This is a genomic window from Brevundimonas sp. (assembly GCF_050729455.1).
In the GTDB taxonomy this organism is placed as follows: domain Bacteria; phylum Pseudomonadota; class Alphaproteobacteria; order Caulobacterales; family Caulobacteraceae; genus Brevundimonas.
Genome location: NZ_JBOHLI010000002.1, coordinates 112792 through 133625 on the forward strand (window position 1 = coordinate 112792; position 20834 = coordinate 133625).

At 64.9% G+C, this 20834-nt stretch carries 20 protein-coding genes; 12 read left to right on the top strand and 8 right to left on the bottom strand.

What is annotated here, in order from left to right; genetic code table 11:
• Positions 1–146: 146 nt before the first annotated feature.
• Positions 147–1592 (top strand): recombinase family protein, encoded by a 1446-nt coding sequence (locus ACREEF_RS01125; protein WP_431563770.1) that lies wholly within the window; start codon positions 147–149, stop codon positions 1590–1592.
• Between the two features lie 200 nt (positions 1593–1792).
• Here the strand turns inward: ACREEF_RS01125 and ACREEF_RS01130 are convergent, their stop codons facing one another.
• Together ACREEF_RS01130 and ACREEF_RS01135 are read right to left on the bottom strand one after the other, a co-directional pair.
• Entirely contained in the window at positions 1793–3688 is a 1896-nt protein-coding gene (locus tag ACREEF_RS01130) for a hypothetical protein (RefSeq protein ID WP_431563771.1), read from the bottom strand.
• Positions 3689–3928: 240 nt separating this feature from the next.
• Positions 3929–5107 carry an MFS transporter gene (locus ACREEF_RS01135; protein WP_431563772.1) on the bottom strand — a complete coding sequence of 393 codons (1179 nt, stop codon included), beginning with the start codon at positions 5105–5107 and terminating at the stop codon, positions 3929–3931.
• 167 nt (positions 5108–5274) lie between these two features.
• On the opposite strand from ACREEF_RS01135, the gene ACREEF_RS01140 reads away from it, so the two are divergent.
• On the top strand, positions 5275–6006 hold the full coding sequence (locus ACREEF_RS01140) for an AraC family transcriptional regulator (protein ID WP_431563773.1): 732 nt from the start codon (positions 5275–5277) through the stop codon (positions 6004–6006).
• Between the two features lie 210 nt (positions 6007–6216).
• On the opposite strand, the gene ACREEF_RS01145 is transcribed toward ACREEF_RS01140, so the two are convergent.
• Positions 6217–7266, bottom strand: a complete 1050-nt coding sequence (locus ACREEF_RS01145; RefSeq protein ID WP_431563774.1) for a restriction endonuclease — start codon at positions 7264–7266, stop codon at positions 6217–6219.
• Between the two features lie 317 nt (positions 7267–7583).
• Positions 7584–8510, bottom strand: a complete 927-nt coding sequence (locus ACREEF_RS01150; protein ID WP_431563775.1) for a 3'-5' exonuclease — start codon at positions 8508–8510, stop codon at positions 7584–7586.
• 155 nt (positions 8511–8665) lie between these two features.
• Here ACREEF_RS01150 and ACREEF_RS01155 point away from each other — a divergent pair, with 155 nt between their 5' ends.
• Both ACREEF_RS01155 and ACREEF_RS01160 read left to right on the top strand, forming a co-directional pair.
• Positions 8666–9889 carry an SIR2 family protein gene (locus tag ACREEF_RS01155; protein ID WP_431563776.1) on the top strand — a complete coding sequence of 408 codons (1224 nt, stop codon included), beginning with the start codon at positions 8666–8668 and terminating at the stop codon, positions 9887–9889.
• The gene (locus ACREEF_RS01160; RefSeq protein WP_431563777.1) at positions 9886–11640 is read left to right on the top strand and encodes an ATP-binding protein; all 1755 of its coding nucleotides are present in this window, start codon (positions 9886–9888) and stop codon (positions 11638–11640) included. Before ACREEF_RS01155 ends, ACREEF_RS01160 begins: the two co-directional genes overlap by 4 nt.
• Here ACREEF_RS01160 and ACREEF_RS01165 read toward each other — a convergent pair.
• The 4 genes from ACREEF_RS01165 to ACREEF_RS01180 all read right to left on the bottom strand — a co-directional run bounded on the left by ACREEF_RS01165 (position 11624) and on the right by ACREEF_RS01180 (position 15014).
• The gene (locus ACREEF_RS01165) at positions 11624–13294 is read right to left on the bottom strand and encodes an asparagine synthase-related protein (RefSeq protein WP_431563778.1); all 1671 of its coding nucleotides are present in this window, start codon (positions 13292–13294) and stop codon (positions 11624–11626) included. The two genes, ACREEF_RS01160 and ACREEF_RS01165, sit on opposite strands and share 17 nt — an antisense overlap.
• A gap of 113 nt (positions 13295–13407) precedes the next feature.
• Positions 13408–14031 carry a lasso peptide biosynthesis B2 protein gene (locus tag ACREEF_RS01170; protein WP_431563779.1) on the bottom strand — a complete coding sequence of 208 codons (624 nt, stop codon included), beginning with the start codon at positions 14029–14031 and terminating at the stop codon, positions 13408–13410.
• A 55-nt stretch (positions 14032–14086) separates the two neighbouring features.
• A complete protein-coding gene (locus ACREEF_RS01175) occupies positions 14087–14323 on the bottom strand; it encodes a hypothetical protein (RefSeq protein ID WP_207825654.1) in 237 nt (78 codons plus the stop codon).
• A gap of 79 nt (positions 14324–14402) precedes the next feature.
• Positions 14403–15014 (bottom strand): GntR family transcriptional regulator, encoded by a 612-nt coding sequence (locus ACREEF_RS01180; RefSeq protein ID WP_431563780.1) that lies wholly within the window; start codon positions 15012–15014, stop codon positions 14403–14405.
• Between the two features lie 194 nt (positions 15015–15208).
• Between ACREEF_RS01180 and ACREEF_RS01185 the strand changes: the two genes are divergently transcribed.
• From ACREEF_RS01185 to ACREEF_RS01220, 8 genes are all read left to right on the top strand, one after another.
• Positions 15209–15715, top strand: coding sequence for an XRE family transcriptional regulator (locus tag ACREEF_RS01185; RefSeq protein WP_431563781.1), 507 nt, complete (start codon positions 15209–15211; stop codon positions 15713–15715).
• A 59-nt stretch (positions 15716–15774) separates the two neighbouring features.
• Positions 15775–16068 carry a helix-turn-helix domain-containing protein gene (locus ACREEF_RS01190; RefSeq protein WP_431563782.1) on the top strand — a complete coding sequence of 98 codons (294 nt, stop codon included), beginning with the start codon at positions 15775–15777 and terminating at the stop codon, positions 16066–16068.
• Between the two features lie 26 nt (positions 16069–16094).
• Positions 16095–16709, top strand: a complete 615-nt coding sequence (locus ACREEF_RS01195) for a lytic transglycosylase domain-containing protein (protein ID WP_431563783.1) — start codon at positions 16095–16097, stop codon at positions 16707–16709.
• A complete protein-coding gene (locus ACREEF_RS01200) occupies positions 16706–17008 on the top strand; it encodes a TrbC/VirB2 family protein (RefSeq protein WP_431563784.1) in 303 nt (100 codons plus the stop codon). Before ACREEF_RS01195 ends, ACREEF_RS01200 begins: the two co-directional genes overlap by 4 nt.
• Before the next feature lie 174 nt (positions 17009–17182).
• Positions 17183–17518 carry a type IV secretion system protein VirB3 gene (locus ACREEF_RS01205; protein WP_431563785.1) on the top strand — a complete coding sequence of 112 codons (336 nt, stop codon included), beginning with the start codon at positions 17183–17185 and terminating at the stop codon, positions 17516–17518.
• Positions 17511–19886: a VirB4 family type IV secretion/conjugal transfer ATPase gene (locus ACREEF_RS01210; protein WP_431563786.1), complete on the top strand. Its 2376-nt coding sequence runs from the start codon at positions 17511–17513 to the stop codon at positions 19884–19886. Before ACREEF_RS01205 ends, ACREEF_RS01210 begins: the two co-directional genes overlap by 8 nt.
• Positions 19883–20608 carry a type IV secretion system protein gene (locus ACREEF_RS01215; RefSeq protein ID WP_431563787.1) on the top strand — a complete coding sequence of 242 codons (726 nt, stop codon included), beginning with the start codon at positions 19883–19885 and terminating at the stop codon, positions 20606–20608. Before ACREEF_RS01210 ends, ACREEF_RS01215 begins: the two co-directional genes overlap by 4 nt.
• Positions 20605–20832, top strand: a complete 228-nt coding sequence (locus ACREEF_RS01220; RefSeq protein ID WP_431563788.1) for a hypothetical protein — start codon at positions 20605–20607, stop codon at positions 20830–20832. The genes ACREEF_RS01215 and ACREEF_RS01220 overlap by 4 nt, the downstream gene beginning before the upstream one ends.
• Positions 20833–20834: the final 2 nt, after the last annotated feature.

Below are 20834 nucleotides of genomic sequence, written 5' to 3' on the forward strand. Positions count from 1 at the left end.
TCTCAAGGCTGCCAAACCCACCTCACGCCGGCGAAAGACTCCCCGCGAGTTCGCGCGTTCTCCTCGCCAAGTGAGCACCATGGACCGTGGACGGACACCAGGTGGATGTTCGCAGACTGCATCTACAGCCAAGGGCGCCCGAATTCATGGAAGACGCACCAGGGGAAACTGGCCGACCGGCCGCCCAGTACCTGCGTATGTCGACGGACAGGCAGGATGTCTCGCTCGAGTTCCAGGCGCGAGCTATAGCCACCTGGGCCAAGTCTCACGGGTTCCACATCGTGCAGACCTTCACGGACCACGGAATCAGCGGGGTCACCCTGGAAAAGCGGGACGCGCTGAAGGAACTCCTGCGGATCGTGCTGGATGGCCATCCCGGTTTCAGCGCGATCCTTGTCTACGACGTCAGTCGATGGGGACGTTTCCAGAACCCCGATCAAGCGGCCCACTATGAGTTCATGTGCCAGGAGGCAGGCGTCGATGTTGAGTACTGCGCCGAGTCGTTCAGGAATGACGGGACCGCCATGTCGGGTCTCATTAAGCACGTCAAACGGACGATGGCTGCTGAGTTCAGTCGTGAGAACAGTCAGCGCATCTCACGAGCCAAGATGGTCCTGCGCGAGCGCAACTTCTGGACCGGCGGTCAGGGTGGCTATGGATACCGGCGTGCAATCGTCGACGCTGATGGATCAGTCATTCACGTCTGCGACGACGGTGAGAGGTTCGAGAGGCCCGGTTGCCACACCCGACTTGTGCTCGGACCCGTCCACGAAGTGGAGATCGTCCGACGCATCTTTACGAGTTATCTCAATCTTGGCGAGAGCTACACCACTGTCGCCAGAGCTTTGAACCTGGAAGGCCTAGCCTTCAAGGATGGCGGTCTATGGACGGTCGGTCGCGTCCGCGGAGTCCTGAACAATCCCAAATACTGTGGCCGGCTTTCCCTTGGGCGGACGAGACAACGCCTCGGTGAACCGCGCCAGTCGGTCGATCCGAAGCATTGGGTCAAAAGCTCCGCCTGTCCGCCGATCGTTTCGACCGGCCTTTACGACCGGGTCCAGGCGAAAATTCGATGGTGCTCAGAGCAGCCCTCGCGGGCTGACCTCATTCGAGAACTGCAGCGCGTCGCCGCCGAGTGCGGCACGCTCTCCGAGAAGGCGATTTTCGAGAAGAGCATCTACGGCCTCGAGACCTTCCGGGACGCGTTCGGCGGCATGCTCAAGGCCTACAAGGCCTGCGGCTATATCCAGACACCCAAGCAGGCGATGTATTCGGATCGGATCGTCGCCGCGCAGAAGAATCGCCCAACGGAAAAGTTCTCCATCCCCGAGCTCCTGGACATGCTGCGCGTGCTTTGGAAACGGCATGGTCGGCTCAGCATGAGTCTTGTGAACATCTCGCCGGACCTGCCTCACTCTTCGACCTACACTCGCCGGTTCGGGTCAATTGCTACAGCCTACGTGGCCATCGGCTACACGCCGTCAGAGCAGCAATTGAAGGTCTCCAAAGTGCGCAATGGACCTGGCAAGCGTTCCAGAGCCTTCGGCCGCCGACGCGGAATGAAAAACGGCGTCCCGCGAACCGGCGCCTGAACGGCCTAGCGAAGCGGCGTGACCTACAGCGACGCCCTTGCAGGCGGGGCAGCTCTCTGCTCCACCGAGGCGAGAAGGCGTCCATGTCCACATGGATGGTCTTGCGAGGGACGGCGTCGTCCATGGAGAACGCCTAGCAAGCCTCGAACAAATAGGAACATTCCTTGTCTGTTCGCATGAACGCCTTCGCCTTTACGGCGTCAGGCCGCCGCCTCCCAGACGCGGTTCAGGACCTGGGCCGCCAGCGCCGCCTTGTCCTGCGGCAGGAAGCGTCCGTAGTGGTCAGCGACCGTGGCCGGCGTATCCTGGATGGCGTAGCTGGCCTGCTCATAGGAACCGGTCAGCTTCAGAACATGGGTCGCCAGGACGTCCCTCACATTGTGCGGGCCATGCGGAAGGAGGCCAACAACAGCCCCCTTCCCCGTGTACGGGTTGTAGATCCCGTACCGCTGGATCACCTGACGCCAGGCGCTGTAAAAGGTGTGCTGGTTGTAGGCGGCGTCACGGCTCGAGGTCTTCACGGTCTTGACGAAGAAGGTGCCGGGATCGCGCGAGCCGTTCAGCAGGGCTGATCTGTGACGACCGACATAGGCGTCGATCCAGCGATACAGTCCGCCGAGGTCCGGCAGTAGAAGCCGGAACGGACGCTTGGCGAAGTAGGCCGAGCCGGAGTTCTTGAACGCCACGCAGGGGATGAAGACCTCCCAGCCGCCGTCCCTCTCGCTCCAGCGCAACTCGCCGCATCGCCGGTTCTCAAGTTCTCGCTCCGGCGTCGGCGGGCTCCCCCGCGGACGTAGTAGGAGTTGCCGCAGGTTCTTCTGCCTGACCCCGAGGTGCAGACCCAGCCTCAGCATCAGGAAGGACCGAACGGCCTCTGCCGCGGCCCGAGGATAGCGCCTTTCTTCCGGCATTCGACGGAGTATCTCTTCCGTGATCTTGCGATACTCGCCGACAGGACTGGCCGCTTCCAGAATGGGTAGGATGGGTTCGAACGGATCCCGATGGACCCTGGCGACCCGCTCGATCTCCTTGGATCTGGCCAGGGCATGGCGATGCACCTGCTCGCAGGCTCCATCCCAATCCTCACAGATCCGGTCGATCTCTTCCTGAGCGACAACGCCGGGAATGGGACGAAGCCGCTCCGCCAACCATGGGCTCTGTCTGAGCCACCCTGTCTGGCTGCGCGAGAAAGCCGCGCCAAGCAGGAGCATCTCGCTCTCCCATCCAGTGAAAAAGCCCCGGCGCCGCTCGCGCCACTGCACATACCAGTCCCAGACCGAGGGCAGGACGAGCAGCCCGAAGGTCAGGCCCTCGCGGGGCACGCCCAGCCCGCTGACCTCGTCGTCAGGCAGGGCGGCCAGGGCGCCGAACAGCAGCGCCAGATGCTCCTCGCGCTGCGCCGCGGTCTCCGCCCCCCAGACGCCTGAGCGCTGGTAGCCGATGTCCGTGAGCGTCGCCGACTTGAACCGCAGGAGAGCGTCCATCTCGGCCCGCAGTTGCGCGGGCGCCGCCAGTTCTGCAGGACCGCTTCCGTCAAAGCGAAGTGCGAACCGATGCTTCGACACGGTCGAATGATAGCGATGATAGGCGGTGCCGCCGGACAGGATGGTCGAACGCACCCAATTCAGGATCTCCTCCTGCTCATCGGCCGATCTCTCGTCGAAGTCATCCGGCAGGTGCCAGGCCAGACGACGGGATTCCGCATACTGCACCTCGGGCGGAACCAGGCCGAAGAGCGCGCGGCGCCGTTGCAGCCGTGACCGCAGATAGCCGGCATCCAGCCGATAGCGATGCTCGATGATGTCGAGGACCTTCAGACTCGCGGGCGTCTGCGGGACCTTCAGGCCTCGCCGCCAAGCCGCGAGGGTGGTCCTGTCCGTCAACCCGCCGGCGGCCACGATCGCCCGGTGCAATCGATGGGAATTCTCGCCGTGTCGGCGGATCTGGAGATCCAGCGCGGCGTGGAAATCCCGGGGCTCTGCATGCGCCTCCCACAGGGCGACAGGATGGGTGACGATGGGGAGCGGCGGACGGCCCCTTTTTCTCGGAACGTCGCCGGAAACTGGCGAGACGACGACAAGCTTTGAACCGGACACAAAAACTCCACTGGAAACATCGTCTTCTGACGACCAGCGGAGAGACGGTCTCGCGCCCCCGGGACCCTAAGTTCGACGCAGATTGTCGAGAGCTTTTCGGTTCCCTCCAGCACAGAAGGGCTTCAGATCGCCAGGAGCGGTCATCGGCGCCCTTCCGGACAAGCGGCGTTCTGGCCCACTCGCGCGGCACTATCCGCCTCGCACCGAGACCCCTGCGCCAGCCTTGCCTCTCGCGATCGGCTAGCTCTCGCCCAGGCTCCTGTCGCGACCGGCGCCCCAGCCGAGAATTATCAGGAGCCCGCACAGCAGTCCGCAGATCACCAGCACCGGAGCCCAGCTCCCGGTTTCGTCGTGCAGCGCGCCGAACAAGACCGGCGCCGAGGCCGACAGCACATAGCCGATCGACTGGGTCATGCCGGAAAGCCGCGCGGTCTGGTCCGCCGATCGGGTCCTCAGACCCAGGAAAGCCAGGGCGAGAATGAAGGCGCCGCCGACGCCGAAGCCGAAGCCCGAAACCCAAAGCACAGCCAATCGGGGCGCGAGACAAAGACCAACAATCGAGGCCAGGCCGAGGCCGACCATCGCCGCCGCTATGCCTCGCTGGTCCCGCGTCCGCCGGACAAGCGGGGCGAGGAACAGTCCCGGCAAGGCCGTCGCAAGCTGCATAAGGCCATGAAGGGTTCCCGCCATTGCCTGCGAGAAGCCGGCGTCGGCCAGGATAGACGGCAGCCAGGTCGCGATGGCGTAGTAGACGGCGGAGTTGACGCCGAAGAACAGGGTGACCTGCCAGGCCAGCGGCGATCGCCACACCTTGACGCTTTCAGCAGGCTCCGGCGCCGCTTGGCGAACGAGGTCTGAATGTCGGCCCAGTTGCGGCAGCCACAGCAGTGCGCTGGCGATCGGCAAGATGACGAAGGCTCCCAGCGAAACTCGCCACCCCACGGCATCGGCGAGCGGCACGACGACGGCCGACGCCACGGCTGAGCCTATCCCCATGGTGATGGCGTAAACCGCCGTCAGCTTGGTGAGCTGATCCGGAAAATCGCGCTTCAACAGGCTGGGTAGCAGGGTGTTGCCGATGGCGATCCCGGCGCCCAGAATCGCGGTCCCCAGATAGAGGGACCACAACGGCCCGAAGGCTCGGACGACGATCCCTGCGGCCATGACGCCAAGCGCCAGGAAGAGCGCCCGCTCGAGCCCCAGCCCCCGCGCCAGACGCGGGGCCAGCGGTGAGACCAGGCAGAAGACGGCCAATGGCAGGGTGATGAGCAGTCCGGCCTGGGTCGCGCCCATGCCGAACGCACTCTGAAGCGTACCGAGCAGGGGCCCGACAGCGGTGAACAATCCGCGAAGGTTCGCGGAAAAGATCAGGATGCCCGCGATGACCCAGAAGGGTCCTACGCGTAGAGATTTGGGCATGAAGCAGCGTCTCCTCGAATGACGCGCTCCAATCTAGGGATAGGCCGTCCCTCTGGATTTCGATATTATGACAAAAAATATCGCCGAACGGACAATCCGCCATAACCTCTGACCATCCCTGTCTCGAGCAGTTTGATCCCGACGCCGTCGACCGGACGGCTTTCGCCATGAGCATCGGCGTCAGCGATCATGAGTTCGAGCTGCCCATGCACGCGCATCGCCGGGGTCAGTTGGTGATGGCCCTGCGCGGCGGCGTCATGTGCCGGGCCGAGGGCGGCCTTTGGATGGTGCCGCCGGGCAGCGGCGTCTGGGTTCCCGGATCCATGCCGCACTGCAACCACGTCACGCCGAACGGCCGCATTTGCCTGCTGTTCGTGGATCCGGATGTTCAGGGCCTGCCCGATCACTGCTGCACCCTGTCGCTCACCCCCATGGTCATCGAGATGATCCAGCACCTGGCGACCCTTTCGCTCGAAACCGGCGCGGAAGACGCCCACACCCAAATGATCGCCGAGGTCATTCTGGGCGAGTTGAGGCGCATGGAGGTGGCTGCCTATCACCTGCCGATCCCCGACGAACCTACCCTGAGCCTGATCGCTAACCGGCTGATCCAGGCGCCCAATGACCGCGCTTCGATTGCCGAGTGGGCGGATCGCGTCGCCATGAGCGAACGAACACTGGCGCGGCTGGTGGTCCGAAGGACGGGGATGACCTTCGGACGCTGGCGCCAACAGCTTCAGATCGTCCTGGCTCTTCAGAAGCTGTCCGCCGGCGCCACGGTCCAGTCCGTCGCCCATGATCTCGGCTACGAGTCGGTCAGCGCCTTCGTCAGCATGTTCAAGGCGGCCATGGGCAAACCACCCGCCCGCTACATCGCCGACCAAACGGGCAGCGCCTAGAACTCCAAGCGAGAACTGAGCGCCTCTGAACGCTCTTGCCGCCTAGCTACCCGGATCCTGATCATCCGCCGCGACGATCTACGATCGCCATGGATGCGCCACCAGCGGACATTGCTTAGCGGCCTGAAAGCGGTCCACCGGTCGACGAGGTTAAGCCTGCTTTCGACCCAAGCCTGACGTTAGGAGCGCCCGCTTCTCAGCGAACTCTGGCTAGTCTGCCCGCCTGTACGGCGCGAGGAGAAGTTTCAAATCAAAGAAGTCTTTTAGTGCAAGTTGATACTGAACCTCCGCTGCGAAGTTCTGTGCGTCTTTGCTGAAATACGACGTTGTCAACGTCATCGCAGCTGTTACGCGCTCGTGCTGAGCGACGCCGTAAAGCGAACGCACGACACCGACATCAACCGGGTTATCTGGAGCGTATCGCTTGCACTCTACGATATACAAAAACGATCCAAACCCGTCTGCCTTCGCGAGGTAGAGGTCTTTGCCCCCGTCGCGGGTCTGGGGCGTAATCGTCACCTTGTATCCCTGCCGCTGGAAGAGTTCGGCAGACAGCTCCTCAAACTCGCGGGGCGTTAGCGCATGGACAAGGTTGGGATCAGTGCCCACGAGCTTGAGCAGGGACTCGCTGACGTGGCGCACGTCGGAGATGATCGTCTTCTCTTCATGACTGCCAGCCGATAGTGGTCGGCCCCGGGCGTCGACCAACCCCGGCATAGCCATCGGATTCAGCAGGTCTGCAAGTGCGGCGAAGCTTGGAACGCTGCCAGTTCGCCACTGGTCAGCAAGAATGGTCGCAAGTCTGGGCAACCCCTGTGACGCGGCCCAAAGCTTCTCAAGCGCCTTCGGGGACAGCGACTGCCCGAGTTGCGCCTCGATTAGTCGGCTCATACCGTCGAAGTTGAGCGGCGTTAGATGGACGCTTCGCCCGATGTCGAGCGATGAGGTCGTGGCCAGAATGGTCGAGAAGTTCCATGGTCCTGTTCCCAGACGGTTGATCCCTTCCAAGAGATCGCCTTTATCCATACGCTCCGCCTCATCAATGATGAGCAGGCTGCGGCCTCCGGAGGCACGGAAGCGTTCTGCGAGCATTTCGACAGCGTCAGCGAGCGGGAATGACTCGCTGCCGACGAAGTACTCGATGGTGCCGTCGAACATCGGCGGATGCTCGCTTTGTAGAGCCCTCAAGAGTGTGGTTTTCCCTGTCCCCCAATGACCGATCAGCTCAACGATTGGGCTCCCCGCCTGGAGCGCAGCCATGAGATTCTCAAGTACAGGGACATTCCGCACGTAAGCTGGGTGCGAAACGTCCAGAGGGAACCGCCACTGATCCTGCAGAGCTCGTGTCATCTTGTTGAGCTTACATCATCGTTCAACAGCCGCCACTGCCGCTTGTACGGCGGGCGCGTCAACTTTCTGGTCTCTGGCAGTTGTCCGCTCACCCACCCTTCGCGGAAATTCGCGCTGTCTGGCTGATCAAGTCGGCGAAGCGCCAGGAGCGGACATTCGTACCGCCGTCGAAAACAGCCGCTTGTTGGCTAGCGAGCGGGGCGCTGTCGGACTCGGCCAGGTTGCTATCACCTAGCGGAAAAGCGATCGTACGCATCGATACGGCGCTGAGTAAGTTCTACGTCAGCTTGGTATATCTCGGCCCGCAGCCATGCGAGCTCCGAGGCGTGGTCCGCCTCCGCAACGTCCGTCCACCATGCTCGGGGCGTGCCATCTTCACCGCCACTCCATCGGTAGCCTCGCGCCTTCAGCAGATGCTTGAGGTCAAACGGCGAGTTCTCGGCCCAGATACGGATACTGGGCACTCGGGCGGCGTCGAGTAGATGGGCCAGCCCTGTACGGCCGCTGTTCGGTAACGGTCTGGCAAGAAGCTCGATGGCAGCGTTGCAGTCGTGGGTGGCGCGATGACGCTCGTAGAAGAAGCCGGCGGCATTCGCGAGATAGGCGAGCTTAGTGCTCTCGTATCCTTCCGCGGCCCAATCCACCTGGCTCATTGAACACGCCCATGCCTTCGTGGTGAACACATCGCAGAACAGCTCAAGAAATCTTCGATCGAAGGCTGCATTGTGCGCAACGACCAGCTGAGCGCCGGCAACGAAACGTTGCACAGCGTCAATCGCGATGGTCCGCCCCGCAACCTTGGCGTCATCAAGGCCTGTGATCGCGGTAATCTCGACCGGAATCGGATGTGAGGGCTCTCGCAGACTTTGGAATGCTTTCCCTACGCCGAGCAGTTCGCCGTCCAACGAGTAAGTAAAAGGGACCATAGCCAGTTCGATGATCTCGTGGCGTCCAGGCTCCAGCCCGGTCGTCTCGACATCCACAAAAAGACCTGTTCTTACGGGACCAGCCGTCGGAGCCCCCACCGAGCGAGGTCGCAGCTTGCGCAACACTCGGTATTCGCCGCTCTCATCGAGCAGCCTCGCCATGCGTTCCAGCTCTGCCCTATCAGGCTGCAAACTCACCCCCTCAGAATCAGGCGTTCGAGCATGCATCGTGGCGGCGTGGCCCGCTGGGCCGCAAGCTGGCATATCGCTGTGTTGCGCCGACTATCTACGCCTACCAGTTGTGCTTAAGGTTGTTGGCAATTTGCGAAGATGGGCGAGGCGCGATGCCGGACTGGGCGAACAATCCTGCGGACGAGGCGCACTTGCGCCTCTACGTGCCGGATGAAGGCTGGAAACGCTACGCTGACAAGCTCAGCGACGAAGACGGCAAGGTCGAAGCTTCCGGCGCCAAGCGCCTGATCGAGAGCGCTTTTTTGAACGCGCTCAATGCTACAAATCTGCTCGTCCTCACAGGCAGCGGCTCATCTCTCGCGGCCCAAAATGCCGCCGAAAGACCTCAACCCGTTGGAATGGGCGATCTTTGGACAGCCGTTAAGACGCAGGTGGGCGTCGTCGCCTTCGATGAGATCTGCGCGATGTTTCCCAACGCGCCGGTCAACGAGAACATCGAAAAGCTGCTGACGCTCTGCAAGCTCTTCCTGGAGCTCAATCAGACGTCGGACGGGGCAGAAGCAACCGCTGTTTCGAAATTCGTCAAAGATGCCGAGGAGGCGATCCTTACGAAGGTGGACTTCGTGGACGCAGCGACCACGCTGGACGCTCATGCCACCGTCATCCAGAGAATTGGGCGGCGTGGCATCCGCAAGCCGCGCGCGCGGTTCTTCACGACCAACTATGACCTCTGCTTTGAAGAGGCCGCCCGTCGCCATCGCTTCACGATCATCGATGGCTTCTCGCACGCTCTCGATCAGACCTATGACCGGGGCAATTTCGACTTCGATATCGTGCGCCGTGAACAGGGCAAGGATGCGCCCGACTACATCGAGAACGTCTTCCACCTCTACAAACTGCACGGGTCGGTGGATTGGCGTCGGATCGACGGCGAAATCTATCGCTCCAAAGGTCCCAAAGGCGATCCGATCCTCATCTACCCACGATCGAGCAAATATCAGGAGTCATTCGAGGCGCCCTATCTCGACATGGTTGGTGCTCTGCAGGCGTCCCTGCGGGAACCCGATACAGCGCTGATCATCTCCGGCTTCGGCTTCAACGATGACCATCTCAGCCGCCCCATCCTGGCCGCGATGGAAGCCAACATGTCAATGCGCCTGCTGATCTGCGACCCGGCGTTCCTTCCCGCGGGAGAGCTGGAGCTCGACGAGCACGTGGTTGATCCGGAACTCAAGACCGGCAACGCCTATCTGAAGGCTTTCCACAGACTGGCAAAGGGAGGCGATCCTCGCGTTCACCTCCTGAACGGTCGTTTCAGCGACATGGCCAAAGCCTTGCCGGATTTGGTTGGCGAGACTGACCGCGAGCGACATATCGCACGTGTTCGATCGCTGCGCGATGAGGCCGCGCCGTGACGGGCAGCCGCCTGCCCAGCCCGGTCGATCCGGGCTTGTACCTGGGGACCGTGACTGAGGTCACGGCATCCCAGGTGCAGGTCAATTTCCCGAACGCGACGGCGCGGCCAGAGCGGCGCGGCCTGTCGCGCGGCGCTGTCGGCGATTTCGTCTTCATCGACTGCGAGCGCGTCAAGCTGCTAGGACGAGTGATCGAAACACGCATTCCCGATGGTGAACGATTGAGTGTCGAACCGCGCCTAGGCGAGGCTCTCGATCCAAACCCAATCGGACGTGTTCAGCTGCTCGCGGCGGTGGAGCAAGGCAATAACGAGCTACGCCGTGGCATCCCGGCATTCCCTCGCATCGGCGACAGCGTGCACTTGGCGGACCCTCGGCTGCTGGCCCAGCTCATCCGCAATGCGGTCACACACAAGGGTGACGTGACTCTCAGTGTCGGCCGGATTGACGCGGCTGACGGCGTCGACATCTGTCTGCCACCCGAGAAGGTGTTTGGACGCCACGCCGGCATCTTCGGGGCCACGGGGGGCGGCAAGAGCTGGACGCTCGCGACGCTCATCCAAGAGCTCAAGGGCGCTGGCGGTAAGGCGATCCTGCTCGATCCTACCGGCGAGTTCGTCGACATCGACCCGGTCGACGAGGTCTTCGTCTTCGAGGCGGGAGCGGCAAGCCACAAGCTGGTGCACTTCCCATATCGGAAGGTCACCGAGGACGACCTCTTCTCGTTGTTCCGGCCATCGGGGCAGAGCCAGGGACCAAAGCTCCGAGAAGCAATCAAGAGCCTCAAGCTCGTCCAGACGGTCGGCGGTGCGCCGCCAGCGAATGTCGTGTTCTACAACGGCTTGGTGACCAAACGCGGGAGGCCGAGAGCGGCCTTCTATGCTGCGATCGCCGCTAACGCGAACGCGATCCATTCTCCGCTTTGCGACTTCGATATCGCCAACCTTGCCGATCAGATCAAAGCCGAGTGCGTGTATTCCTCCGATCGCGATCAGCCCGCCAACTTCGGCGGGCTGGACCCGGCGACTGCAGGTTACTGCGAGACCCTCGTGTCCCGCATCAGCACGCAAATCAACTCGCCGGAACTGGAATGCCTCTTCCAGACGAACGGCACGTCGCTGGTCGATGAACTTACTGCTTTTCTGGCCGACCCCAAAAAAGACGTTGCGGTGATCTCGTTCCGCGACGTCCGGTTCGAGCATAACACCCGGGAAATCCTGCTCAACATCATCGGCCGCCACCTGCTCGGGCTGGCGCGCGAAGGCGCATTCCGCGAACGCCCACTCGTCGTGTTCCTGGACGAAGCCCACCAGTTTCTAGGTCAGACGGTTGGCGATGAGTACGGCAGCACACAGCTGGATTCATTCGGCCTGATTGCAAAGGAAGGCCGCAAGTACGGGCTCACCTGCGTGCTGGCCACCCAGCGGCCGCGCGACATCCCGCATGACGTCCTCAGCCAACTCGGGACCCTGTTCGTTCATCGCCTGACCAACAAGCAGGACCGCGACACCGTTGAGAGCGCTTGCGGTGATCTTGATCGAGGCGCGGCGCAATTCATTCCAATGCTCGGCCCCGGCGAAGCGATCATTATCGGCCCAGACCTTCCGGCCCCCCTCCCAGTGTTCATCCACGCGCCTACCAGCCCGCCAGATTCCCGGGGCCCCTCGTATCAGGCGTTCTGGCGGGCACGGCGCGAGGCCGATGTGCTCGCGGCGCAAGTCGTCGACGAGCCGCTCATCGCTGAGGTTTAGACAAGGCTTCCTCGGTCGCCGGGCAGACCTTCCAAACGTCGCCTGAGTCAAAAGCGGCACACCTCCGCTCGATCCGGTCGCCCCAATGTCGCGCCCAGGCCTCGAGCACCCCGAGCAGAAGCGGACGATTGCCGCCAGCGCTCCACATCAGTCTATGGGCGGACAGGTCGCGCTCAAGTTCAACTCGGTCCAGCAGGCGGTGCTCGGTCAGCTGCCCCTCCATGAGGAAGGGGCGCAGCGCCGGCAGGCTCGACAGAAGGACATGACCATAAAAGGCGCTCAGGTCGCCCTTGTCCCGCCGCTCGGTGATCAGGGCCGGCAGGCGATCGGCGAAGGCGAGACGCGCCAGTCCTCGATCGCGTACGCCCTCCAGCAACAGGTCGGCGGGTACGGCCAGGGCGTGCTCCATGACAGGCTGGCTGAGCAGGGGATGAACAAGGTCGGCGGCTCTCGCGCGCTGACAGTCCCCCCAGAACAACTGGCAATTGGCCAGGCGCAGGATCTGGCCTCGCTTGCCGGGCGGTAGGTCTTCAGAGTTTTCCAGCCAGGGATGGTCTCGTGCGCGCGCTGGATAGGCTCGTCCCCCTCCCAAGGCTAGCGCGGCCACGGTCCAGGCCGAGTGTCGCGTCCAGCGCCCGACCTCGGCCCAGTAGGCGGGTTCGAAAGCCTTCCAGCCCCTGCGCCTGCGCCGATCGACGACCACCTGAGGATCCGGTGCCTGGAAGAAGACCGCATCGCCGCCCTGGCCGGTCACCAGTCCTGTCGCCTTCCCCGCTCGCAGCCGATCCGCCATCTCCTGGTCGTAGGCCGTGTCGACCCCGTGCAGGGCGGGACGGACGCCCCACCCCAGAGGTTCGAGTTGCTCGGGCGTGATCGGCGCGACGGGCTTTCGAACCACCTCGAGGGAAAGCCCGCTCATTTGGGCGATGGCTAAGGCATAGGCCCGTTCGTCGCCCTCGGCCCAATCCCCGTAATAGTTGACGAAGCGGGCGCCGTCGGCTCGACCGGCAGCGGCAAGGCTGCTCGACATGATCGCCGAGTCCAGGCCGCCCGAGATTTCGCCGACCAGGCTCGCCTGCCCATCGGCTTCCGCCGCCACCGCCTCGTCCACCACGCTCCGAAGCGCCAGGGGCGAAGGGTCGACGCGGCGCGTCCGCCAGATGTCGGCTGGTCGCCAGACGGGATGCCGGACCAGGGTTCGGCCCACAATCGCATACTCCCCAGGCGCAACCGCCGTCAGACCTTTCAACGGCGGCTGATCGCTCACCAGGCCGGGCTGTTCGGCGATCTCGCCGAGGCATTCCCAGTCGATCGCCAGAGCCGCCGGCATCAGGACATCCGCCTCCGGCGGGGGCTGGTCCGCCGCCAGTCTCAATCCGCCCCGCCGCCAGGTCAGGCAATCGACGGCTCCGCTCGGATCCCGCAGCACCGCGAGGTCTCCGGCGTCCGTACGCCAGGCCAGCACATACCTTCCCCAGCCGCCGCCCACGGCCGCCCGGGCCAGTTCGTCAGAACCGCGGCTGCCGCCGATCAGGGCCGAAAGGGCCTGGCCGTGCGGGCGATAGGTTCCGATGAGGATGCAGCGACGGTGGACGAGACGAACCTTGGGCGGACGGCGGGGTCCGACGAAGACTTCAAGGTCCTCGATCGCCAAGATGGAACGCCACCCCGCCTGCTCCAGCCCCCGACGCCCGGCTTCCAGAACAAGACGATCCGCCGCGTCTCCACCCGGCGACTGGATGATCAGGTAGCCGCTGTCTGAAGGTCTCATAGGCGATAGATCGGCGTATAGGCGGCCAGGCGTTCGACATCGTCGTTCAGACAAAGGTCGTCCAGCTGGACCCAGCAGTGGGCCATGAAGGGCCAGAGGCGCACGCCGAAGACCCAGTCGGCCTCCAGCCCCCTTTGCTTCAGAAACCGCATCAGGAGGGCCGATCGCACCAGACATTCGCCCTCGATCGGCAGCCAGGGCGCCATACGCCAGAAGGCGCGCGCCGCTTCGGCGACACGGGCCCGCGTCCGGTCGCCGGCCGGTCCGTCCACGAGCGCGAGGTAGCTGTTCACCCCCGCCCCTTTCCGGATCGCACGGACCGCCAAGGCCGAGGTCGCCGCCCCAAGCCACATTCCAATCGTCGGCGAGCGCTCAGGGGGCTGATAAATGGCCGTCGCCGTCGGGCGCGGGGGGAGCGGCCGCCGCTCCGGGACCAGCTCCGTCGTTAGCAGCCCCGCCGCGCCAAGGACGGAAAGCGTCGCGGCGTCCGTGAGTTCGCCTTCTCCAACCGTCGCCGCCCCCTCCGGCAGGCAGAGGTAGTCGTCTCCAGCCAGATCCAGAATGATCAGGGCGTCGCCTACCGCCACAGCATGGACGTCAGGTCTGAGCACAGCCGCCATTGTCATCTCCCATGGTCGCGAGGACGCCGCCTGAAGGGCGACGTCCTCGGCCGTGTCAGCGAGTCGCGCCGTTCATTTCCCAGCGTTGGACCGGGATGAGTTCGAAGTGACCGTCGGGGGAATCCGCTCGAGTCTGCTGCTCGGCGCCGCCGAGCCGTACGATGTCGGCGCGGGCGCCGAGGTCGTCGTAACGGTAGACGGGATTGAGCTCGGCCTTCTCGATGCCGATCTCGGCGCGGGTATGGACGGCGGCGGATCCGAGGCGGATCAGGCCGGACAGGGTCTTCAACATGACAGTACCTCCTTGGGCCAGCGCGGAATGCGCCGGCACGACCAGGGAGCGCCGGGCCCTCTCTATATGAAAGCTATATTCACTCTATACTTTGACCTGACCGCCTCATGGCGTTCGCAATGTTGACCGAAGCGGACATTCTATCTTCGTGGTAGCGGACCAGGGCCCTTCTGAACTCAAGCCCTCGGCTGGCGTCAAGCAGGCCTTCAAGACGCTCCACCTGTTCGGGTTCGAGCGGGGCCGCCGCAGCCTCCACAAGCCGGACAGGACGCAGGCGCGCAGCGGCCAAACGATGGGCGCGGATCAAAACCCGATTTCCCGACCGCGCCGTCACACAGGCGAAGACCTGCTCCAGGCGCTCAGCGAGCGACCCCTCCGGCCTTTCGGCGCGTTCGAGCGACGCCACGGTTGGGAGATCGACCGCCCATAGAACAAGGCGCTGATGATAGTCGTAGAGCTCAACGACATCGGTCGCAGCCAGGCTGGGAGCGAAATAGCCTCGCCCGGGCCAGTGTTCGATGACGCCCTCGCCGGCGAGCCGCGCGAGCGCCTCCCTGACCGGCGTGGGGCTCAGTCCCAGTTCCTGGGCCAGACTGGTGATGACCAGGGGCATGCCCGATCCGAAACGCCCCTCACCGGCGAACCCCGCCAGAGCCGACAACGCCTGATGATAGGGATCGCGCATTCTCATGATCGCCTCTCGCCGAGCTACAGATATTCACGCCGCGGCGACCAATAACCGCACAATATTTTCGTATCGGCGCAAGTTCTCAGGACCCGTTACTTTCCCGACTTTCATTTGAGTCAGCACTGGCCCATTTTTCAACCCGCAGAGGCGCCGGGATCTGGATCAGAACGTCTCGTCAGCGGGGAGAGAGCCGGACCATGGGACCGGAAAAACGCCAATCCCAAGCCGCCACGCTTTCGGCGTCGCTTCGCCTGATCCGGATGCACCGCCGCATGCGGACGGTCGATGTCGCCGAGAAGATGGGGATGCGGCCCCGGACCTATGAGCTGTTCGAAGCCGGTAAGGGCAAGGTCCATCACGAGCGCATTCACCGCTTCGCCCGGGTTACGGATTCCGACCCCTACGCCATATTCACCGCCATGGCCTTCGGGTCGCCGGAATTCGCCCTGAGGGCGGCGGACAACAAGCTGGTGGAGATTCTCGTGGTGGCCCTTCACGCCCTGGACGAGGACATGGGGGACGGGATCAGCGAACTGGATGGACGCACCATCATCAACACCGTGACCCGAGCCTTCAAGGAACTGGCTCTCCAGGCAGTCCGTCGCGACGAAGCCGCCAACGCCTGGCTGAAGCAAAGGCTCGAAAAGCTGATTCCGCCGGACCTGACGGACGAAGAGTCCACGACCGACGACGAGACGCCGTAAATCTCGCGTCGCGAAGTTGCGGGCTGGCCGCAAGAGCGCATCCCGGATGTGCTGGCCCCATGCGCCAGTTCTCCCCTCCCCCGCGTCCCGCGAGCGCCCTGACGGAACGTCAGCGCCAGTGCCTGAACCTGGCCGCCGGCGGCCTGACCTCCGCCCGGATCGGCGCGGTCCTGGGCCTGTCGCCACGCACCATCGACGAACACCTCGCCGAGGCCTGCCGACTGCTGGGTGTGAGAACGCGCATCCAGGCCGTGGCCCGCTATGCGGCCGCTGCGCCAGACGTCCGCGATGACGCCACCGTAGACCTGCGACAGGGGACCAGCGGGTCGATGCTCAGGGCCCGGCAAGGCTGAATACCGCTCCAACCGGGAGCAAGATCTTGCTGGACCTCGCCGCCATACTCCTCCTCGCCCAGACCTGCGCGCCCCAGGTGGCGCCCCGGACCCTGGCTGCGGTCGCCTATGCTGAAAGCCGGTTCGATCCTCTGGCCATAGGCGTCAACCGTGGACCGCGTCCGGCGCGGCGCCCCCGCGACGCCGGCGACGCCGCCCGGATCGCGCGCGATCTCCTTCAACGCGGCGCCAACCTCGATCTGGGAGTGACCCAGATCAACAGCGACAACATGGACTGGCTCGGCCTGACCCCGGAAGCCGCCTTCGATCCCTGCCGCAACCTCGCCGCCGCCGCCGTGGTCCTCCAGGCCGGCTACCGACCGCAGGATGGCGAAACGCCTCAGCAGAGCCTGAGAGTAGCCTTCTCACGATACAATACCGGTCATCCCCGCCGGGGTTTCCGCAACGGCTATGTCGCCAGGGTGGAGGCCGCCGCCGAGGCTCTCGGCCTTGTCGAGGCCGGCCCTGAAATCCCTCCGCCGCCCGCATCCGCCGACGCGCACCAGCCGCCCGTCGCCGCCTGGGATGTCTTCGGGCGCGCGCGTTCGGCCGTGTCCCTTGTCTTCGCATCCACCGAAAACTCACGGGGAGGTCAGAGATGACTGCTCACACCGTCCGCGCGCGCCGGCTCTGCGCCCTCGCCCTCATCGCCGGCGCCTCCAGCCTCCTGCTGGCCCAGCCCGCCTTCGCCTCGGCCAATGTCGAGGGCCTGTTGCAAAACGTGGTCGACATGCTGACCGGCAATACGGCGCGCCTCCTCGCGGTGCTGGCGGTCGTGGTGGTCGGCATCCTCTGGATGTTCGGCCTGTTCGATCTCCGGCGCGCCGCCATTGTCGTGCTCGGCATCATCGTCGTTTTCGGCGCGGCCGAGATCGTCAATCTGATCACCGGCGGCGCCTGATGAGCCCGACCGCTTCCCTCCTGGCCCTCAGCGCTGCAGGGGCCGCCTCCATCCTCGGACTGGCGCTTGGCCGACGGCTGATCTCACCCGTGCGCTTCGTCCAGATCGTGGGCGGCCTGGGTTGCGGCCTTGTCGTCGCTCTCACCGCGACCCGCCTCTTGTCCGGAGGCGGACATGGCTGAAGAGCGCCTCGCTGAAGACCCGCTATTCTTGGCCTGCACACGCCCCGCCATGATCATGGGCGTGCCCATGGAGGCCATGGGGGTCAATGTCATCGTCTCGGGGCTCGTCTTCCTGATCGGCGGCAGCCTGGTCTATCTGCTCGTCGCGCCCGCCCTGCACCTGGTGTTTCGCGCCATCTGCCGGACCGACCACAACGCCTTCCGGCTTCTCTTCGTCTATGTCGACACCAAGGGACGGGCGCGCAACGGCGCCCTCTGGGGCGGAAGTTCGCCTTCGCCCCTTCCTCTGGTCCGTCGCTACCGCGCCGCGGAGCTGACCCGTGGCTAAGGGCGGGATCAGCACCAGCCGCCTCGCGCGTGAAGGTGACGCCCGATCGAACCTGCCCTATGCGCGGCACGTCAACGACCATGTCGTGGCCCTAGACAACGGCGCCCTCATGCTGGTGTTCAGGATCGAGGGCGCGAGCTTCGAAACGGCCGACGCCCGCGACCTCAACGACTGGCACGTCAAGCTCAACCAGGCCTGGCGCAATCTCGCCGACGAGCAGTTCGCCGTCTGGCATCACCTGATCCGTCGCCGCGTCGAGCTTGAGCCTTCCACCGGCTACCGATCCGGCTTCGCCGCCGAGCTAGGCGCAGCCTATGACGCCCGGACAGCCACCACGCCTCTGTGGGTCAATGAGCTCTTCGTCACCCTGGTCCTGCACCCGGGCCGCGATCCGTCCAGCCGAACGGCCGCCCTGATGCGGCGTCTGCGCACCGCCCGCCGTGAAGACCCGGATCCCGCCCTGATCCCTCTGCGCCGGATCGAAGAGGCGGGGCGCGATCTCGCCCAGTATCTGGACCGATACGCCCCGCGCCGACTGGGTCTCTATGAGCGGAACGGCCTCTGGTTCTCGGAGCCCATGGAGATCATGGGTCTGGTCCTGACTGGACGCCGAGCGCCAGCCCCGATCGTCTACGGCCATCTCGGCGCCGCCCTCTATACGACGCGCGCCATCTTCGGCCGCGAGACCCTCGAGCTGAGGGACGTGGCCGCCGCCCGCTACGCGGGTGTCCTCGCCATCAAGGAGTATCCGGCCACAACCCGTCCGGGCCTGTGGAACGCCCTGCTCAGCGCCCGCTTCAGCTTCGTCGTCACCCAGTCCTTCGCCTTCCTGTCCAAGGCCTCCGCCCGGGCTGTGATGGAGCGCAAGCAGAACCAGATGGTCTCGGCCCGCGACCGTGCCGGATCCCAGATCACCGGACTGTCGGAGGCGTTGGACGAACTGACGAGCAACCGCTTCGTCATGGGCGAACACCAGGCCTCGGTCCTCATCTATGGCGACACGCCGACGGAACTGGCGGATCACCTGTCCAAGGCGCGCGCCCTTCTGGCGGATTCAGGCCTGGTGGTGGCGCGTGAAGACCTCGGTCTCGAGGCCGCCTTCTGGTCCCAGTTTCCGGGGGCCTTCGCCCGACGCACCCGCCCGGCGGCCATCACCTCGCGCAACTTCGCCGCGCTAGCGCCCTTCCACGCCCATCCGGTCGGCAAGGCGGTGGAGAACCACTGGGGGCCTGCCGTCGCGGCCCTGAGGACGACCGCGGGCTCGCCCTTCTACTTCAACTTCCACGTCGGCGATCTGGGCCACACCTTCATCTGCGGCCCTTCCGGTTCCGGCAAGACAGTCGTGCAGAACTTCATGCTGGCTCAGCTGGAGCGCTTCGACGTCCAGCAGATCTTCATCGACAAGGACCGGGGCGCCGAGATCTTCGTGCGCGCCAGCGGCGGGACCTATCTGGCCCTGACCAACGGCGAACCGACCGGGTTCGCGCCCTTCAAGGCCCTGCCGCCTTCCCCCCGCAATCGCGCCTTCCTCGTCCGCCTGGTTCGGACCCTGGTCAGCCGTCCTGACGAAACCCTGACGGTCGCCCAGGCGCGCGCCATCGATCACGGCGTCGCCGCGCTGGAGAGCCTTCCCCGCCAGCAGCGATCGATCGCCGCCCTGAGAAGCCTTCTGGGCCAGGGCGACGCGGAAGGCGTCGGCGCCCGGCTCGAGCGCTGGCAGCGCGGGGGCCCGCTCGGCTGGGTCCTCGACAATGACGAAGACGAGGTGAGCCTGGAGGCGTCGCTGATCGGTTTCGACATCACCCAGGTGCTGGACCATGACGAGATCCGGACCCCGGCCATGCTCTACCTCTTCCACCGCATCGCCGAACGCGTGGACGGACGCCGACTGGCCCTCGACATCGACGAGTTCTGGAAGGTCCTCGGCGATCCCGCCTTCACCGATCTGGCCCAGGACGGCCTGAAGACCTGGCGCAAGCAGAACGCCCTGATGGCGTTCGGCACCCAGTCGCCCGCCGACGTCCTGCGCTCGCCGATCGCCCATGCTGTCCTCGAACAGTGCGCGACCAAGATCTTCCTGCCCAACGCCCATGCCCAGGCGTCCGACTATGTGGACGGCTTCGGCCTGAGCCAGGCAGAGTTCCACCTGGTCCGGGACATCCTGACGCCCGCGTCCCATCGCTTCCTGGTCAAACAGGGCCACGACAGCGTGGTGGTCGAACTGGACCTCAGCGGCATGGACGACGCCCTCGCCGTCCTCTCGGGCCGGACCGAAACGGTCGCCCTGCTCGACCGGCTCCGCGCCGAAACAGGCGCCGACTACGCGCAATGGCGCGACCTCTTCCATGCCCAAAGGAGAGCCTCATGACATCCCGTCCGCTTCCGGCCCTGATCGGCGCCGCCCTCCTGTTCACAGCCCCGGCGGTCCAGGCCCAGCACATCGTCCACGACCCGACTGCCTACGCCAAACTTGTCGAGGACGCCCGCACCGCCCTGCAGCAACTGCGGGCCCTGCAGGCCCAGGTCGAGCAGGGTCAGGCTCTTTTCGACAGCCTTAACTCCGTCTCCGACGTCAACGCCCTGGCCGGCGTCCTCGGTCTGCCAGAAGTCCGCAATCCCCTTCCGGACCTTCGCGCCCTGCGGATGGCGGCGAAAGGAGACCTGACAGCGCTCGGCGATCTTGCTGACCGCGCCGACGCCATCCGCCGCGAGACCCGCCTCTTCACCCCGCCCTCCGGCGACCTTTCGACGGCGGAGGCCTATTACCGCGACAGCCTTGAACGCGCCGGGGCCCGGACAGCCCGGGATCTGGCGATCGGGGAAGCCGTGAGTCAGGCCTCCGACCAGAGGCTGGAAGGCCTGGAAACCCTCCGGCGCGCCCTCGACGCCGCCCCCAACGCCCGCGCCGTCATGGATCTCGAGGCCCGCCTCGCGGCCGAACAGGCCCTGATCCAGAACGAACAGCTCCGCCTTCAGGGGTTGGCCCTGACCCAGGCCGCAGAAGCCCGACTGGAGGAACAACGCGCCCGCGAACAGGCGGAAGCGGCAAGGTCGGCGCGCCAGGCCGTCTATGAGCGGGCCTTCCAATGATCCGCCGGACCGCCCTCCTGGCCCTCGCCGTCCTCGCGGCCTGCTCGCAGCCGCCACAAGACGCCGAGACCTTCGCGCGAGCGCCGGAGGCCGCCGCCCGGGTGGTGGCGGATTGCGAGGCCGGTCGCACTGACCGTGAATGCGACGCCGCCCGCGCGGGCCTGGCCGAGGCCCAGCGTCGTGCGCGGATGGGCGCCTATGCCCAGACCATTCGGGAGCCCTGACG